Origin of the sequence: Chroococcidiopsis sp. CCALA 051 (assembly GCF_003015105.1) — a bacterium.
Lineage (GTDB): Bacteria > Cyanobacteriota > Cyanobacteriia > Cyanobacteriales > Chroococcidiopsidaceae > Chroococcidiopsis > Chroococcidiopsis thermalis.
Window position 1 is genome coordinate 22,893 of sequence record NZ_PYCI01000034.1, and the last position, 16,114, is coordinate 39,006.

Annotated in this window: 13 protein-coding genes; 7 read left to right on the forward strand and 6 right to left on the reverse strand. The window is 46.3% G+C overall.

Annotation, left to right across the window (positions count from 1 at the left end; genetic code table 11):
- Positions 1-237 precede the first annotated feature (237 nt).
- Positions 238-426, reverse strand: coding sequence for a hypothetical protein (locus tag C7Y66_RS10645; protein ID WP_106545553.1), 189 nt, complete (start codon positions 424-426; stop codon positions 238-240).
- A gap of 126 nt (positions 427-552) precedes the next feature.
- Between C7Y66_RS10645 and C7Y66_RS10650 the strand changes: the two genes are divergently transcribed.
- Both C7Y66_RS10650 and C7Y66_RS10655 read left to right on the forward strand, forming a co-directional pair.
- Positions 553-1,230: a response regulator transcription factor gene (locus tag C7Y66_RS10650; protein WP_015155372.1), complete on the forward strand. Its 678-nt coding sequence runs from the start codon at positions 553-555 to the stop codon at positions 1,228-1,230.
- Entirely contained in the window at positions 1,227-2,486 is a 1,260-nt protein-coding gene (locus tag C7Y66_RS10655; protein WP_146149770.1) for a cell wall metabolism sensor histidine kinase WalK, read from the forward strand. Before C7Y66_RS10650 ends, C7Y66_RS10655 begins: the two co-directional genes overlap by 4 nt.
- Here C7Y66_RS10655 and C7Y66_RS10660 read toward each other — a convergent pair.
- From C7Y66_RS10660 to priA, 4 genes are all read right to left on the reverse strand, one after another.
- On the reverse strand, positions 2,483-4,798 hold the full coding sequence (locus C7Y66_RS10660) for a nitric-oxide reductase large subunit (RefSeq protein ID WP_106545555.1): 2,316 nt from the start codon (positions 4,796-4,798) through the stop codon (positions 2,483-2,485). The genes C7Y66_RS10655 and C7Y66_RS10660 overlap by 4 nt on opposite strands.
- 266 nt (positions 4,799-5,064) lie before the next feature.
- Entirely contained in the window at positions 5,065-5,427 is a 363-nt protein-coding gene (locus tag C7Y66_RS10665; protein ID WP_106545556.1) for a hypothetical protein, read from the reverse strand.
- A gap of 13 nt (positions 5,428-5,440) precedes the next feature.
- Positions 5,441-5,806 carry a papain fold toxin domain-containing protein gene (locus C7Y66_RS10670; protein ID WP_015155368.1) on the reverse strand — a complete coding sequence of 122 codons (366 nt, stop codon included), beginning with the start codon at positions 5,804-5,806 and terminating at the stop codon, positions 5,441-5,443.
- A gap of 49 nt (positions 5,807-5,855) precedes the next feature.
- On the reverse strand, positions 5,856-8,441 hold the full coding sequence (gene priA / locus C7Y66_RS10675; protein WP_106545557.1) for a primosomal protein N': 2,586 nt from the start codon (positions 8,439-8,441) through the stop codon (positions 5,856-5,858).
- A 672-nt stretch (positions 8,442-9,113) separates the two neighbouring features.
- Here priA and C7Y66_RS10680 point away from each other — a divergent pair.
- From C7Y66_RS10680 to C7Y66_RS10700, 5 genes are all read left to right on the forward strand, one after another.
- Positions 9,114-10,316, forward strand: coding sequence for an RpoD/SigA family RNA polymerase sigma factor (locus C7Y66_RS10680; protein WP_199197359.1), 1,203 nt, complete (start codon positions 9,114-9,116; stop codon positions 10,314-10,316).
- 54 nt (positions 10,317-10,370) lie between these two features.
- The gene (locus C7Y66_RS10685) at positions 10,371-10,841 is read left to right on the forward strand and encodes a GNAT family N-acetyltransferase (RefSeq protein ID WP_106545558.1); all 471 of its coding nucleotides are present in this window, start codon (positions 10,371-10,373) and stop codon (positions 10,839-10,841) included.
- Between the two features lie 93 nt (positions 10,842-10,934).
- On the forward strand, positions 10,935-12,278 hold the full coding sequence (locus tag C7Y66_RS10690) for a serine/threonine-protein kinase (RefSeq protein WP_106545559.1): 1,344 nt from the start codon (positions 10,935-10,937) through the stop codon (positions 12,276-12,278).
- Positions 12,279-12,511: 233 nt separating this feature from the next.
- On the forward strand, positions 12,512-12,685 hold the full coding sequence (tatA, locus tag C7Y66_RS10695) for a twin-arginine translocase TatA/TatE family subunit (protein WP_106545560.1): 174 nt from the start codon (positions 12,512-12,514) through the stop codon (positions 12,683-12,685).
- A gap of 61 nt (positions 12,686-12,746) precedes the next feature.
- Positions 12,747-13,133: a RidA family protein gene (locus C7Y66_RS10700; RefSeq protein ID WP_106545561.1), complete on the forward strand. Its 387-nt coding sequence runs from the start codon at positions 12,747-12,749 to the stop codon at positions 13,131-13,133.
- A 128-nt stretch (positions 13,134-13,261) separates the two neighbouring features.
- Here C7Y66_RS10700 and cphA read toward each other — a convergent pair whose 3' ends face one another.
- On the reverse strand, positions 13,262-15,955 hold the full coding sequence (cphA, locus tag C7Y66_RS10705) for a cyanophycin synthetase (RefSeq protein WP_106545562.1): 2,694 nt from the start codon (positions 15,953-15,955) through the stop codon (positions 13,262-13,264).
- Positions 15,956-16,114: the final 159 nt, after the last annotated feature.

The window sequence follows — 16,114 nt, forward strand, 5'->3', positions numbered from 1 at the left end:
TATCAGTGACCAGTGACCAGCGAGGTAATGTCTATCTAGTTATTAGTAGGGTGGGCAATGCCCATCTTAAATTAATACATTAAAATCTCTTTTTGAAAGTATGAAAGACAGCAAACCCTGAAGATCGGGAGATCGGTATCTGAAATCGGTAATTTTTGACTGGTAACAACATAAAAGTAGCTGTTCTCGCTTTTGAGTTCCCGCGATCGCCAGCGAGTTAGTCAAGTTTAAGATATTTTACAGTAGTAGCATGAAGACACCAGCGATCGCCCCCCAAAAGGAACTTCCGAGTAGAATTCCAAACAAAACTCCCCGAGTCGCGTAGGGATAGCAATCGATTTCAGTGCGCTCGATGAGACATTCACCGATGTGGCATTCAGATGTTTGCTCGGATAAGGTGGGATTTAAAGTAATTTCGCTCAGCATTACGTAACTCCAAGCCGAAATAATTTTTATTATTCGTTAGCCAAGTTCTAAGATTCAGCTATAACCTAAGCATAGACAACGAATGTGACTAATTTGTGAAACTTAAATGCGATCGAGATCGAAACGATGCGTATTTTAGTAGTCGAGGATAACGAACTCATTGCGGAGACATTAGCAGACGTGCTGCAAGACCAGCATTATGTCGTAGATATTGCCCTTGATGGAGAAGCTGGTTGGCAACAGGCGGAGGCTTTCGACTACGACTTGATTTTGCTAGATCTGATGTTACCTAAGCTCGATGGCATTAGTCTCTGCAAGCGGCTGCGTAGTTCTGGTTATGGAAAACCAATTCTGATGCTGACAGCACGGGACTCCTCAGCTGATAAGATTGTCGGTTTAGATAGTGGGGCTGATGATTACGTCATTAAACCTTTTGATGTCAACGAATTAGCGGCTCGCATCCGCGCCTTGTTACGTCGAGATAGTCCGGGGCGACAACCGATTCTCAGTTGGGGAGAGTTAAAGTTAGACCCCAGCACCTTAGCTGTCACCTATGGCTCCCAAGCAGTTAATGTCACTTCCAAAGAATATCAAATGCTGGAGTTGTTTTTGCGCAATCGCCAGCGGATCTTTAGCCAAGCTGAGCTTTTGGATCGCCTCTGGGCATTAGAAGATTCGCCGAATGAAGAAGTTGTGAGGGCGCACATTAAGCGCCTGCGCCACAAGCTGACAAACGTAGGAGTCCCGAAAGACGCAATCCAAACAGTCCACGGCTTGGGTTATCGCCTCAAGGAGCGATCGTGAATTCAAAAGCTCTCAGATACCGCTTGTTTGGCACGTATTTGGCAATTATGGCAGTGCTATTAGGTGCGTTTGCGGGAGTGACCTATTGGTTATTTGCTCGCAGTCTCTACTGGGATTTAGACCAGCAACTGACGGCTATGGCAAGAATTGCAGCCTTGAGTCTAGGCAAGCAGAAGCATCCTCAGATCGATTTGAATGATGATATTTGGGATGATTTAGAAATTCGCGGCGTGACATTGGAATGGTTCGATGCTAATGGTAAACCCTTGGCAACACAGGGAAGGCGTAGATCGTCGCTGCCCCCCCAAGTGTCTGACTCGGTGCAGCAAATTGGGCAGTTACGCCAGTTAACGATCGCCGTTCGTAGTCCTGACATTCAAAGAGCAGGACAATTGCAGGGCTATGTTCGAGTCAGTAAATCTCTCAGAACAGTGGATGAGTTGCTGGAAAAGTGGCGCTGGCGGTTGAGTCTCGGTCTGCTTACAGAACTGGGATTTGGTGGATTGGGTGGATATTGGCTGACGCGCCAAACAGTGCAACCGATCGAACAAAGTCTGATGCGAGTCAAATGGTTTACTGCCAACGCTTCTCACGAACTAAGAAGCCCTTTGACAGTGATTAAAAGTAATATCGGTTTGATTTTAAATCATCCAGAGCGAATTCATGCTGCGGATAAAAAAAGAATAGCAGCGATCGCCTGGGCTGCCGACCAAATGACAAACCTGATTGAGGATTTGCTCTTTCTCGCCCGCTCCGACCAAACTCAACAGATACCCCACTCAGCAAAAGCCCCTTTAGATCTGGAGCCAACATTAAAAAGTTTAGTAGAGTCCTTTGAACCCCAAGCTCAAGCAAAAGAAATTCTCCTAACATCAGATTTAACTTCAGGGCTATATGTATTGGGAGACATCGCTCATATCAATCGACTATTCTCTAACTTAATTGGCAATGCAATTCAATACACCCCAAAGGGCGGGCGAATTTGGGTAACAGCGCGGACTCAAGGCACGCAGATTCAAGTTGACGTTCGAGATACTGGAATTGGCATTGCGACAGAAGATAGGGATCGAATTTTCGATCCCTTTTGGCAGGCAGATGAGGCTCGCTCCTATCATTCAAGCGGCTATGGCTTGGGTTTAGCTATCGCCAAGACAATTACAACTCAGCACTCAGGCAAGATTTATGTCAACAGCGAACTGGGGCAGGGAACGACTTTCACAGTCGTTTTACCCCTGTCATTCTCAGTGATGTCTTAGCGCAATACCTCAATTGCCCTGTTTGGTAACTCCGATTGTGTCGTTTTGACCGGAAAGCGAAAGACAGCAACGATCGCTCTCATCGTAAACACAAACATTGTCAACGCACCGATCGCAAAAATAATATCACCTGGAATCCGCAACCATACAGTCCATCGCATCCACGGGCTACTAATCACCTCAGCACTACGAGCATACCAAGTGCCGTGTTCGATCGACTGCGCCAATTGGTAGAAGCCATTGGGAATTAGTCCTAAAACTAGCATTCCAACTAAACCGCCATTAATCGTCCAGAAGCTAAAACGCAAGAGCCGCTCGTTCCAAGCCTGTTCTGGCACAAATTCCCGCAAGGCAAACAACATCAGCGCTAGAGCTAGACAACCATACACGCCAAACAAAGCAGAATGGGCGTGAATTGGAGTCGTGTTCAGTCCTTGAGAGTAATACAAGACAATCGGAGGGTTAATTAAAAAGCCAAACACTCCCGCACCGATTAAATTCCAGAAACAGGTGGCAATGAAAAAGCGCAGGGGCCAACGGTAAAACCCTTCTGCTTCCTGAGATAGTCTCAGAGTTTTTAAGACTTCAAAGCCAATCAGTGTCAGGGGTACGACTTCCAGCGCCGAAAATACCGCTCCCATCGCGGCAATAAATGTCGGCGTACCGGAGAAGTATAGGTGGTGCAATGTACCGATTACCCCACTGCCTAAATAGAGAATCGTGGTGAGATAGGTGGCGCGTAATGCCGAGGATTTCTTGAGGAATCCCAGTTCGCTACACAAATAGGCAATTACCACTGTCGCAAACACCTCGAAGAAACCTTCCACCCATAAGTGAATCACCCACCAGCGCCAATACTCTGCAATGCTCAGGGATGTGTGGTTGGTGTAGGCTAACCCTACTGAATAAAACAGAGGAATCGTAATTGCACTGTAGAGGAAAAAGTGACTTAACCCCGTCGGAGTTTTTTCCTGTTTCAGGGCAGGCTTGAAGGCACGGTACAGCAGCCACAACCAAAAGACCATGCTGCCAATCAACAGCAGTTGCCAAACTCGCCCTAATTCAATGTACTCGTAGCCCTGATGTCCCCAAAGGAAGCTATCTTTTACGTCCAGCACCCCTGTCACGGCTTGCCAAGTGCCAACGATCGAGCCGACCACTACGATCGCCAACGCTCCCAGCAGAACGGTATTGCCCAAGGCTTGATGCTTGGGTTCGTGTTGACCGAACCGAGGCGCAAAATACAATCCAGCCGCTAACCAACAGGTAGCAATCCAAAACAGAGCGAGTTGCAGATGCCAGGTGCGCGAGGCAGCATAGGGAAGGAATTGCATCAGGGGAATACCGTAAAATCCTTCACCTTCCACGGCATAGTGCGCGGTAAACATCCCCATTAAAATTTGCACCAGAAACAATGTCATCGCCACGCCAAAAAATAGCGAGGTTACTTTCTGGCTGGGCGTAGGAATGCGGACGGCTGGACGAGCCGGAACGGGCTGGACTTCATCTGTTTCTTCTTGCGTCAGGTAGATAAATAGAAACACGCCAATACCCGCAATCAGAACCACCACAGATAGGATCGACCAGGTGATAAACTGTCCTGGAGCTTGATTACCAATTAGGCGATCGGCGGGCCAATTCGCCGTATATGAGAAAGGAGCATTGGGACGATTGGCAGATGCTGCCCAAGCAGTCCAGGCAAAGAAGCCAGTGACATTGCGAATTTGGGTATCGTCTTTGAACCAGCCATCAGGAATAGAGTGAATGGCAGAACCATGCGCTAAAAGTGGCTGATAATCTTGAAAAACTTGTTTTAAGCCTTGAGTTTGAGCATTTGTCAGGAGTAGCGTGTGGGTTTGGGGATCGTAGCGGTTGGTTTTGAACTGCTGGCTTACCCTTGCTTCTAGGCTGGCTCTTTCGGGAGCGGGTAAAGCATCCAAGTCTGCTTGAGAAAAATCTGGCTGACTGTTATAGAGAACGCCAGCAGTGCTTAATCCCCATCGGTGCAGCACGTCAGCCGTCCAATCGGGCGCGAGATAGCTGCCATGTCCCCAAATACTGCCAATGTGTTGCCCACCGCGAGCTAGATAGATTTCTTGTCCCGCTTGGATCTCGGCTCGTGTCAGGATAATTTCTTGCTGCGGGGATTGCACCACATCGGGAACGGGTGGGGCATTTTTCCAAATTGCTGCTCCGGCAGCTAGCAAAGTCGTAAAGGCAATGATGCAGATGAGTACTAACCAGGCAGGTAGGCTGAGCGATCGCCCTCCAGTTGCGGCGCGATCGCCATTCACCGATATAGAATCAGTCATTGCCGCACCTCCAAATAAAGATATAAAGAATGTCGATCGCAAATCGAATCGTGCAAGTCGAACTCAGTTCAACCCACATTCGCACTCGCAACCTTCATCTCGGTCGTACTTTTAGTTTGACAAACCTGCTCGCTAGCATCTCTGAGCTAGCTCATAGTTCGATCCTTGAGTTAGACAAATCACATCAAATTGAGCGGATCGACATCGATAGTCAAACTCACATTATTAGGACAAAGCGATCGCACCTGTTTCTATTTCAGTTGTTATTATTCTTGAGTCCTTGCAACCGCGATCGGATTGGTTTTTGTATCTGCTTGAAGTTCAATAGGATGCTCGTGAACAAATTCATCAAACAGCTGGAAAAACTGTTCTAGGGCAGCACGATCGTCCTGAGAGAAAAACATTACAATCCGATCCCAGGTTTGATTGGAAGTTAGATTAAATTTTTGCTGAATCCAAATTGGAAATTCTGCAAATCGCTGTTCTTGTGAAGTTTGAGGAATTCCTAGTTGGCGACGAGCAAAGCAGTAGCCTGCCAGAAAAGTGCGGAGATTGGACACGGAAGCTTGTCCCAAATACATAGCAGGACGTTTCTGGATATTGCGAATGAGATCGTACAAATCAATCATTTGTTCCTCCAGCTTAAAATGCAGTTTCAGTAATTTGGAAGCTGCCACCTAAGTCCTGAGCGGGACAGTAGAGGTTATCAATCCAGTCTACTTTGGAAATTCCTTCGGGATGGATGTTGTCAAAAATCAGCTCTTGTCCGTCAATTTCAACAGAGATAGCTTCATGTCGTCCGTTGACGGAGATGTTTTGTTGGAGGCGTTCGTGATAAATGTTACAGAATGGATCTTCTATACTACCTGTAAAAAGGCTAATCTGTTTGCCAAAAACACGCTGCTCAATGAGGAATTGGCGCAGAGCAATGGCGCAGGGAACACATTCAAAAATCTGGAACTGTTTAGCGATCGCGCTCAGTTGACAATGAAGATTAGCGCTGGTCATGATGCAGTTTGGTCAAGCAGCGATCGTAATGGGTATTGGATGAGAGACATCACATCAAATTGAGCGGATCGACATCAATGGTCAAACTCACATTATGAGGACAAAGCGATCGCACCTGCTGCCAATCGGGTAACACTGGTTGCAGATCGGTCGCAATCTTCAGGAGAATTTGCCAACGGTAACGATTAGCTACCCGCAAGATATTCGCTGGGGCAGGACCCAAAATTTCCCAACTGGGCGTAATGTAATTATTGAGATAGGATGCGATCGCCTGTGCCGTACTTTCTACTGCACTCGCTTCAACACTACTTAAACGCAACAAAATCAATCGTCCGTGAGGCGGATAATTCAACGCCACCCGCTGTTGCAACTCCGCTTCCACAAATCCTTCATATTCATGTTGCTGTACGGCTTGAATCACCGGATGATCGGGGGTATACGTTTGTAATATTACCCGCCCAGGATCGTCACCGCGTCCCGCCCTTCCCGCAACTTGAGTTAAAGTTTGAAATGCTCGTTCTGCGGCTCTGTAATCGGGTAAATGTAACAACCCATCCGCCGCCACAACTCCAATTAAGGTAACTTGGGGTAAATCTAACCCTTTCGTTAGCATTTGCGTGCCAATTAATAGATCTGCTTCTCTGTTGGCAAACTGAGTTAACAGCGTCCGGTGCGCCCCCTTAGTCCGAGTTGTATCGCTATCAAACCGAATAAACTGCAACTGGGGAAACAATTTTGTAATTTCCTGCGCCACCCGTTGCGTCCCGCTACCAAAAAATTTCAAATAGGGGGAACCGCATTCGGGACAATTACGAGGATGAGATTGACTGTAATTACAGTAATGACACCGCAACAACTGCGGCGCACCTTCTTCCGTATGGTGGTAGGACAGCGACACATCGCAAGCAGGACACTCCAGCACGTTACCGCAACTGCGACACGAAACAAACGTGCTGTGTCCCCGTCGATGGATAAATAAAATTCCCTGCTGTCCCCGTGCTTGCAACTGCTGCAAAGCCTCCAACAGCGCCCGGCTGAAAATCGAGCGATTGCCCTCCTGAATCTCCTGACGCATATCCACCACTTCTACAGGTGGGAGAGGGCGGGATTGGATGCGTTCTGGTAAGGAGAGGTAATGGGTAGTTGGTAAGTCGGTAGGGGCGCACGGCTGTGCGCCCGTACAGGGAAATTTTAAGTCGTAAGTTGGCTGTTGGAAATCTTTAATTCCGAATTCCGAATTCCGAATTCCGAATTCCTTCACGCTTACCCAACTTTCCAAAGAAGGGGTTGCAGAACCCAACACTAAGGGACAGTTTTCTAATTCAGCGCGCCACTGGGCGACGGTACGGGCGTGGTAGGTGGGGATGGGGGAGTCTTGCTTAAAGCTGCTGTCGTGTTCCTCGTCTAAAATAATTAAGCCAAGACGGGGTAAGGGGGCAAAAATAGCAGAACGAGTACCAATGACAACTTGGGGTTCTCCTAAGAGCATTTGTCGCCAGGTATCGTATCTTTCTCCATCTGAGAGGGCGCTATGGTAAACGCATACTTTGCTACCGAAGCGGGCGCGGAATCTGTCTGTAAGTTGGGGAGTTAAACCGATTTCCGGTACTAAAACTAAAGCCGATTTGCCTTGACGTAATATGGGCGCGATCGCCTGTAAATAAACTTCAGTTTTACCCGATCCCGTCACTCCATGCAATAAGACGCGATCGCATCCTGCTAATTGAGTAATTGTTTCTACTGCTCGTGACTGAGCTGCTGTCAGCGTTTTTGGCTCGTCTGCTGCTTGCAATACTCCTTGTTCTTGCCGCAGCATTTCCCGTTCTTCAATGACAACATAACCCTTTTGTTCTAATGTTTTGAGGGTGCTAGGACTGGCGTTACACAGTCGTAACAATTCGCTCAACCAAATATCGCCGCCCTGCCGTCGCAACACGTCTAAAATTTCCTGTTGTCGAGACGTAATATCTCGTTCTAATCCCGTACTTACCAACGTTACAGCTTTTTGCAACTTGGGTCGTGTCAGGCGGGGTGGTTCTAGATAACTTTCTACCAACGACAGGCGCAACAATTCTCGCACTCCCCGATAGGCATTTCTAACTTGCCGTTGCAGATAAATAAAGCTGTAGTCTTTATTAGGTTGAGCTTGCAGCAGTGCCAAAATTTCTTTCGCCGCCGGAGTGCAGAACGCATCAACACCAGGCTTAATTTCCCCAATTAGTTTAATCCGACGCTGCGATCGCCCCAATAGTCCGGGTGGCAAGGCAACGCGAATCGCTGCAATCAAGGGAGTGTAGTAATATGCTGCCACTCGATTGAGTAGTTCCCAATAAGCAGGCGGGAAAAAGCCCCGACTCACCACATCTTCAACAGCACGAATTTTGTCTGGCGATAGATCGACGGGAGGATGTTCTACAAATCGTAAGGCGATCGCACCAACTTGATTTGCCCCAAACGGCACGCTGAGGATATCTCCCGGTTGTACCGTCAATTGAGCTGGCAACTTATAAGTATAGACTTCCTGCGTTCCAGGACAATCTACCAAAACTTCCAGCCAACGCTGGTTCGTTTGCGATTGGTAGTATCCTTGTAATTCAGCTACCACAGATCTGCCTGTTAAATCTACCCCGACCATACCTAAATTAGCCTACTCCTACAATTATCCTTGGCGCGACCTGTGGTAATCCATATTACAATTTGCCTTCTGAATTCGCAATGAAGGGAGTGGGGAGCAGTTAGTTTTGACTTCTGACTTTCGACTTTTGACTTCCAATAAGTATTTTCTCCCTATTGATAGAGATTTAAACCGTTAATTCTATGCCATCCTAATTTTTAGGAACAAATACTTTAAGAAAATTTAATGAATCAGCTAATTATATGTGTATAATTGGTAACTTTTATTAACAGAGCTAGCCTACATTTAGGAATACTAAACATCTAATTGGCTTGGTATATCTCATAACTTTTGGAGAACATATTCATTTTTCTGAAATACAGAGCAAATTTTAATAAAAACTTAATAGGTTTGCCATAGAAAAACAGGAAATCTCTAACTATTTACATTGCATTTCAAACGATAATTAGCCTACGATAAGCATGGTTGGAAAATTTAATAAAACTCTCGCTCTCAATTTACAGTGTTTATTGCCGAGCGAACTTGGTGATAAAAAATACGAATTTAAAAGGTCTTCAAGTCGAGAAAAACTGATAATAAGCTTCTAATCAGAAGATAATTACCCAGACAAGTTTCAAGCCTGAAACTTAATTAAAAATTAAGTAGTCTCCCATCTACCTTGTGCCAGTGTTTATGTACGAAAGAAAGCAGCCGTACCAACACGATCGCTTCCCTACCCCTGAATTCAACAGCGATATAGATATTGCCGAAATAGAGGTAATTACCGCTTTGAATCGAGAAGTCGAATCGGAACCAGAGCAGCTACCCGAGCTAACAACACCCAATATAGAAGAAACAGCGATCGCCTTGACAGAAGGGTGGGAGGCTGACGAACGAGACTTTGATGGGATTGGAGCAGCAAGAGCTTCGGAGTATCAAAAAACTCAGTTTGACGACGCAGTGGGAGCGTTTTTTAAAGAAATGGCGCGTTATCCCCTGCTGAAAGCAGAAGAAGAAGTAGAATTGGCGCGTCGAGTTCGGTTTTTAGTTGAAGTTGAAGAAATTCAAAGAGGACTACAAAAGCAACTCAAACGTCAACCAAACCGAGAAGAATTGATAGCGGAGTTAGGAATTTCAGACAAGCAATTAGAACATCAACTGTATTTGGGACGAGTGGCAAAGCGAAAAATGATCCGTTCCAATTTACGCTTAGTAGTTTCTATCGCCAAACGCTATTTAAATCGTGGTTTGCCATTTCTAGATCTGATTCAAGAAGGCGCAATGGGACTCAACCGCGCCACAGAAAAATTCGATCCCGACAAGGGATATAAGTTTTCTACCTATGCCTATTGGTGGATTCGTCAAGCAATTACGCGGGCGATCGCTAATGACGCTAGAACAATTCGGTTACCAATTCACATTGTTGAAAAATTAAATAAACTTAAAAAATATCAACGAGAGTTAAAACAAAAACTCCAACGCAATCCTTCAGAAATTGAATTAGCCGCAGCATTAGAAGTTCCACCAGAACAGCTACGTCAATTACAACAGTTACGGCGCAAAGCTTTATCTCTCAATCATCGAGTCGGGAAAGAGGAAGATACAGAATTAGTCGATCTCTTAGAAGACAACGACGCTCAATCTCCCGAACAACAGATGAGCGAAACCATGATGAGACAGGAAATATGGGATGTTTTAGGCGATGTCCTTACTCCCAGGGAAAAAGACGTAATTTCTCTGCGTTATGGGTTAACGACAAGCGAACCTTGTACCTTAGAGGAAGTCGGTTGTCTGTTCAACCTCTCGCGCGAAAGAGTCAGACAAATTCAAAGTAAAGCCATGCGGAAATTGCGCCGTCCTCACATCGCTAAACGCTTGAAAGGGTGGTTGTTGTAATTTTGGATTTTGGATTTTAGATTTTAGATTGAATCTGAAATCTAGAATTCACTTATGAAGTCTGAATTTAATTTGCGTCCAGCTCAGCCAGAAGATACAGCTGCTATCTTTGAATTAATTCAAGCACTAGCAGAGTATGAAAAGTTAACCGATGCGGTAACTGGTAGTGTTGAGGGGTTGCAAGAGCATTTATTTGGTTCTCGTCCCTATGTAGAAGCGATTGTAGCTGAATATGACGGGAGAGCTGTAGGTTTTGCGCTGTATTTCTACAACTATTCTACATTTCTCACCAAGCCAGGAATTTATTTAGAAGATTTATTTGTCTTACCAGAATATCGTCGCCAGGGGATCGGTAAGGCAATATTTAAGTATTTGGTGCAGTTAGCAATGGAAAGAGATTGCGGGAGATTGGAATGGAGCGTATTAGATTGGAACGAACCCGCGATCGCATTTTATCGGCAGATCGGTGCTGAAATTTTGGCAGATTGGCGAATTTGTCGCATTACCTTTTTATTGGATGAATAAGGGGTAAGGGGTAAGGGTAAGAGTAGGAAATTGCTAAGATTTTTGTAGGGTACGATACATGTACCGCACCCTACGATTTATGAGTTGCAAAATATGAACTATAGCGATCGCCTCACTTCGCGCTATGAAATTCAGCAGCAATTGGCAAAAAAAGCTGGACGCAAAACGCTGTTAGGGCGGGATTTGGAAACAAAAGCATTAGTTGTAATTAAACTCCTCTCCTTCGGAATAGATTTTGAGTGGGAAGCGTTGAAGTTATTTGAACGGGAAGCAGAAACTCTAAAAGCTTTATCTCATCCTGCTATTCCCAAATATTTAGATTTTTTTGAATTCGATACACCCTACAGTAAAGGGTTTGCTCTGGTACAGTCTTACGTAGAAGGAAAGTCTTTAGAAACAGAACTCAAAGCTGGACGAACTTTTAGCGAGGCGGAAGTCAAACAATTAGCTAAGTCAGTACTAGAAATTTTGATTTACCTCCACGGACAAAAACCACCAGTCATTCACCGCGATCTGAAACCCAGTAACATTTTGCTTGGGGATCGCATCGAGCAAATATATTTAGTCGATTTCGGTTCCGTCCAAACTCTAGCTTCCAAAGAAGGCGGAACGATGACAGTCGTGGGGACATACGGTTATATGCCTCCCGAACAATTTGGCGATCGCGCCGTTCCCGCCTCCGATTTATATAGCTTAGGAACAACTTTAATTTACTTGGTTACGGGGATTCATCCTGCCGATCTGCCGCACAAAGACGGCAAAATTCAATTTGAATCGGTGGCAAATTTGAGTCCTGAATTTACCCGCTGGTTGAAGTGGATGACAGAACCAAACTTAGATCGGCGTTTGAGTTCGGCTCGGGAAGCGTTGGCAGCGTTAGAACAACCTGTAAATATCGTACCGACAATTTCGCAACCGTTTGGGAGTAAAATTAAATTACATCATGATGCCAATTGTGTAGAAATTTTGCTTCCTAGCAAAGGTTTTAGTCCTGAAATTGTCTCTTTAAGCTTATTTGCGATCGCCTGGAATTCATTTTTAGTATTTTGGCTAGCCTCGGCTCTCATCACAGCACCGATGGGAATGAATCTTTTCTTTGCCTTATTTTCACTTCCTTTTTTGGGTGCGGGTGCAAGCATGGTCTGGCGGATATTATCAGCTTTATTTGGGAAAGTCCGAATTACTATAGATCCCCAACAAATAACCCGCAGTTACGAAATGGTCGGCTTTCGATTTAAACAGCCGCGCCATCAACTGCCGAGACAAGAGATCGAAAAACTGGCGATCGCCTCTTTTGGCAATGTCTCCCGCTTGACAATTTGGGCGGGAACCAAAAAATACGAACTGGGTAACGACGGTTCAATCTCTCCCTCTGAAATTCACTGGCTAGCCCAAGAACTCAGTACCTGGCTGGGAATACCAATTACAAAACAGTAGAGATCGGGTATCGGGAGTCGGGAAGAAAGCAGAGGAGCTAAGGGAACTGTAGGGCGTAGACACCCGAAGGGTGGCTTCTCGAAGAATAGCCCTTCTTGAAGAATGGGAGCTGAGGAGCAATTCATACATTCACCTATTCACGCATTAATTCCGAATTCCGAATTCCGAATTCCGAATTCTTCTCACACACCCCATCTATGATTAATAAGAGAGAAGGTTGACAGGAGAATTTTATGTTTGGTCTAGGATGGGCGGAAGTCGGAATCATCTTCATCATTGCAATTTTGATTTTTGGTCCCAAGAAAATTCCCGAACTTGGTAGTTCCCTCGGTAAAACACTACGCGGCTTCAAAGAAGAACTGAAAAATCCCCAGGAAGATCGCCCTGAATCGGAAGAAAGAGAATAGGAAGAAAGCAGTCTAATAAAAAGCAGTTTACGCTACTTGTAGACATATCTTGAGGTTCTCTATGGTGAGAAAGAATGTATCCTCTGGTTCTCCTTATGAAAAGTCTATTGGTTTTTCGAGAGCATCGCGGATCGGACACTTCATCTCAGTAGCAGGAACAGCACCGATTTCGTCCAATGGTTCTACAGCTTTTCCAGGTGACATGTACAGTCAGACAAAATGTTGCTTGGAAATCATTCAAAATGCGATCGAGGAGGCTGGAGGTAGCTTAGGCAACGTGATTCGCACAAGGGTCATGCTGACAGACATTTCTCTATGGGAAGAGGCTGCAAAAGCACATGGAGAATTTTTTAAAAATATTTGTCCTGCTTGTACCTTTGTAGAGGTATCAAAATTGATAAAGGAAGATTGGTTAGTGGAAATTGAAGCTGATTGCGTAGTTGAATAAAGTCAAAAGTTAAAAGTCAAATGTCAAAACTGAGAGAATGGGAGACAGAAGACAGGAGGTAGGAGTGATGACTCTCCACTCACTACACCCGCATCGTTCGCACCATGCACCACCCAATTACCAATTACCTAAATTTGATTCACCGACGACACGATCCCAGTTGGTGAATCTTGCGCCGCCACGCTGGGAGGCTGGAGAGAATTATCGCTCAAGGGGTTGCGGGCTTGAATTAAACTAATGGCACGGCTGACGCTTTCTGGCAGGATCACCACCAAACTACCATTAGAAGCAGTGTCTAAACCCGTGTCGATCGCTGTCGTCTCATCTAAGACGATCTCGTAACGACAATCGGACTTGACCTGCATAATTCCCTTGGAAATTAATTCAGCTGCGTCTCCCCTGGGGCGACCTCTGTTATCGTCGTCTTCTTTAATAATGATGCGATCGAAAATTTCTGCTGAAAGCCTACCCAACATAATAAAATCTTCGTCACGGCGATCGCCCGGACCCCCAATAACACCAATTCTTTCTCCTGCCGTCCAGTTACGCACAAATCCCCCTAACGCCTCGTAGCTGTGGGGATTGTGAGCGTAGTCTACCAAAGCATGATATTCACCCAGGTTGAATAAATTCATCCGCCCAGGAGTCTGACTGCTGGAAGCGCGGAACGTAGCCAATCCAGCACGGATCTGTTCGATCTGCACGCCATAGGCATAAGCTGCCAAACTAGCAGCTAAAGCGTTGGCAATCATAAACGGTGCGCGTCCGCCCATAGTTAACGGTACGTTCGCTGCCTGTTCGATCCGCAGCGTCCAATCTCCTTGCAAAATTGAGAGGTAGCCGTTTTCATACACTGCTGCCAAGCCACCCTGCTGGGTATGCTCTTGAATCAAAGGATTGTCTGGGGACATGGAAAACCAAGCCAGCTTAGACTTGACGCGATCGCGCATTTGTGCTGTAAGAGGGTCGTCGGCGTTGAGGACGGCATAACCATTTGGTTGCACGGCTTCCGCTACTACACTTTTGAGGTGCGCCATTTGTTCGAGCGTGTCAATGTCGCCAATTCCTAAATGATCGGCAGCCACATTCAACACCACCCCAATATCGCTAGCATCAAAAGCCAGTCCCGATCGCAAAATTCCTCCCCGCGCTGACTCTAGTACGGCAACTTCCACCGTGGGGTCTTGCAATATCAACTGAGCGCTTTGGGGACCAGTATTATCACCTGGCTCTACCAAATAATCGCCGATATACGTGCCATCAGTTGTGGTGTAGCCGACAACCTTACCACTCTGTTTAATCAGGTGTGCCGTCAGGCGTGTAGTGGTTGTCTTACCGTTCGTCCCCGTCAAGGCAATAATTGGAATTCGGCTGGGCGTACCTGGGGGAAATAGCATATCTAATACTGCCCCAGCAACGTTACGCGGAATGCCGCGACTGGGAGCAACGTGCATCCTAAAGCCTGGAGCCGCATTCACTTCGACAATTACGCCTTCAGTTTCCCGCAACGGACGGCTGATATCGGAGGTGACAATATCGATCCCCGTGATATCTAAGCCAACGATTTTCGCGACTCGCTGCGCTAACCAAGCATTTTCTGGGTGAATGTCATCGGTACGGTCTACAGCGATCCCACCCGTACTCAAGTTTGCCGTTGCCCGCAAGTAGCAAACTTCGCCGTCTGTTAATACCGTATCTAAGGTATACCCTTGGCGTTCGAGCAATTGGAAACTGGTGCGATCGAGTTGAATTTTGGTCAAGACATTATCATGTCCCTCACCTCGATTCGGGTCTTGGTTCGTTTCTTCAATTAACTGTTCGATCGTACTCTCACCATCACCGACAACGTGAGCGGGGACGCGCTCGGCAACAGCAACCACCTTACCGTCTACGACCAATACGCGATGATCGCGCCCGACGTAGTAGCGCTCGACAATGACAGCGCGAGAAACTTCTTTAGCAGCATCGTAGGCGGCTTCAGCTTCTTCCCAGGTTCTAATATCTATCGTGATGCCCCGCCCGTGGTTGCCATCCAAGGGTTTAATCACAATTGGATAACCGCCAACAGAGGCGATCGCATCTTCTAATTCATCTAAATAGCTAATTGTCGTCCCTTGGGGAACGGGTACGCCTGCATTGCCTAAAATCCGTTTCGTACTCTCCTTATCGCAGGCAAGTTCTACACCCAAAATTCCCGTGCGATCGCTCATGGTAGCTTGCACCCGCTTTTGATTCGCACCGTAACCCAACTGAATCAAAAATCGCGCCCCCAAATTCATCCAGGGAATTCCCTTAGCTGCTGCCTCCTCTATAATCGCTTCCGTACTCGGTCCTAGCGCCGCATCCCGATACAGTTCCTTGAGATCCTGCAAATCCTGCTCTAACTCAGCCTGGGGATATCTTCCTTGCTCCACAATACTTTGACACATCCGCACGGCAGCCCTTCCCGCATAGCGTCCTGCCTGCTCGTCTGCATAGTCGAACACCACCTGATAAACCCCTGGCGTTGAGGTTTCCCGCGTCCGTCCAAAGCCGACTGACATTCCCGCCAGTTCTTGTAACTCTAAAGCGATATGCTCCACCACATGCCCCATCATAGTGCCTTCCCGCACCCGCATCAGGAAACCACCACGACACCCAGGAGAGCAGAAATGCGATTCTAAACTCGGCAGAGTCTCAACCAGTCCTTCATAGAAGCCTGGGATTTGATTCGTTGGTTGCTCGGCTAACTCTTCTAAATCGAGCCGCATCAAGATCAGCTTATGTCGGCGAATGCTCCAATAGTTGGGACCGCGTAAAGTCTGGATTTTCAGAATTCTCATGGGATTGGGAAATGGGGGGTGCAACCAATTAACTAGTGTCTCGCTCAAGACTTAGCGACAACTGTATCGAAAATCACATTTTCACTGAAAATCAAAAATGCAACTCATATTCTTCCCAATGAAAGAATATAATTCCGAATTCCGAATTCCGAATTCCGA